This is a genomic window from Streptobacillus notomytis (genome assembly GCF_001902585.1).
Classification (GTDB): domain Bacteria; phylum Fusobacteriota; class Fusobacteriia; order Fusobacteriales; family Leptotrichiaceae; genus Streptobacillus; species Streptobacillus notomytis.
Genome location: NZ_LKKV01000088.1, coordinates 1 through 1,780, shown reverse-complemented (window position 1 = coordinate 1,780; position 1,780 = coordinate 1). Strand labels below are relative to the sequence as shown.

Genomic DNA, 1,780 nt, shown 5'->3' with positions numbered 1-1,780 from the left:
CAGATAAACTTACATTTGGACCTAAAGATGAAAATTCAGCAGATAAAACAAGTACAACAATTGAAAAATCAGGAGTAACTGTAAAAGGTAAGGATGGAAAAGAATCAGTAACAATAAAAGCTGGAAATGGCACAGATGGTGGAATAATTAAATTATCTGATAAAGATGGAAAAGAAACTATTAAAATAGATGGAGGAAAATCTTCTATAACAGGACTTAAAGACATATCACCAGATGAAACAGATGGAAGCATAGCAGTTAATAAGAACTATGTAGACAATAAGATAAAAGAAATAGCTAATGGACCATTTGAATATTCAACAAATAATAATGAAAAGGTTGTAAGAGGACAAGACAATAAGTTATACAAAGAATCTGAACTTAAAAACTTCTATTATGATACAAATGAAAATAAATACAAACCTAAAAATAATGCTAATGGAAATGGAAATAACCAATTAACTCCGGTAGATAGTAAAGACGTAATAGTAAACTTAATGCCAAAAGGAAATGGCAATGAACCTATATCTATAGGAAATGTAAAGAGCATTCTAGGAGAAGATGCAACACCAGAAAAAATCAAAGAATTCCTAGAAGATAAAGATGATATATTTAAGAACAATAAAAACAACGTAGCAACAGGGACAGACCTAAAGGCACTAGCAAAGGCAGGAATTAATTTCTCTGGTAATACAGGAGCAGGAGAAGAAGTACATAGAAACCTAGGAGAAAAAGTAATCATTAAAGGAGAAGGAACAGATAATAAAGATGACTTCACTAGTGCAAGTGGAAACATACAAGTTAGTTCAGAAAAGAATAGTTCAACACTAACAGTTAAACTATCAGACAAACTAAAAGAGATGACATCATTTGAAACAAAAGAGTTAGATGATAATAATATTAAATCTAAAACAAAACTAGATAAAGAAGGACTAACAACAATAAATAAAACAGATGATAATAAATACATTATGTCTAAAACAGGACCAAATGGAATAGAGATAGGTAAATATAATGATAACCCATTAACCAAAGCAAATGAACAAGCAACAAATAGTTCTAAATATACATTAGATGGAACAACAATAAAAGATGATAAAGGGGAAGGGAAACTAACATCAAATAAATTATCATTAAAAGATAAAGATGATAAAAAAGGAATAACACTTAATAATGAAAAAGACCCAACTATAATCTTAACAGATAAAGAAGGAAAAGAAACAGTTAAGATAGAAGGAGGAGAAAAAGAACCAACAATATCACTTAAGACAGAAGGAGAAAAAGGACTAGGAGTATTAAAAGGACTAAGAGATCTAACAGAAAATGATCCAGGTCATTATGCAGTAAATAAGAGATATGTAGATGAAAGATTAACAACAGCAACAAGTGGAGTAGCAAATGCAATAGCAGCAGCAAGTATACCACAGATAAGTAATGTAGGAGATAGAAGACATAATATAGGAGCATCTTATGGATATTATGAAGGACAATCAGCGTTTGCAATAGGATTAAGTGGAATAAATGAAGTAGGGAATGTATTATATAAGGCGAATTTATCATTAAATACAAAAGGAAAAGTAGGTATAGGAGCAGGAATAAGTTATCAATTTGGAGGAGGAGAGAAGAAGGGAAGAGAAGAGATAGTAATAGAGAGACCAATAAATAAGGAATTAGAAGAACAAAATAAGAAGTTAATAGAAGATAATAAGAGATTAGAGAAGGCCAATAAAGACATAACAGATACAATAGAAGAATTAAAAGAGAGAATAAAGGCATTAGA

General features: G+C 30.2%; 1 protein-coding gene. It reads left to right on the top strand.

What is annotated here, in order from left to right:
* Positions 1-1,780, top strand: a 1,780-nt coding sequence (locus tag BUE91_RS04530) for a YadA C-terminal domain-containing protein (protein ID WP_180371206.1), incomplete at both ends; no start/stop codon positions are given.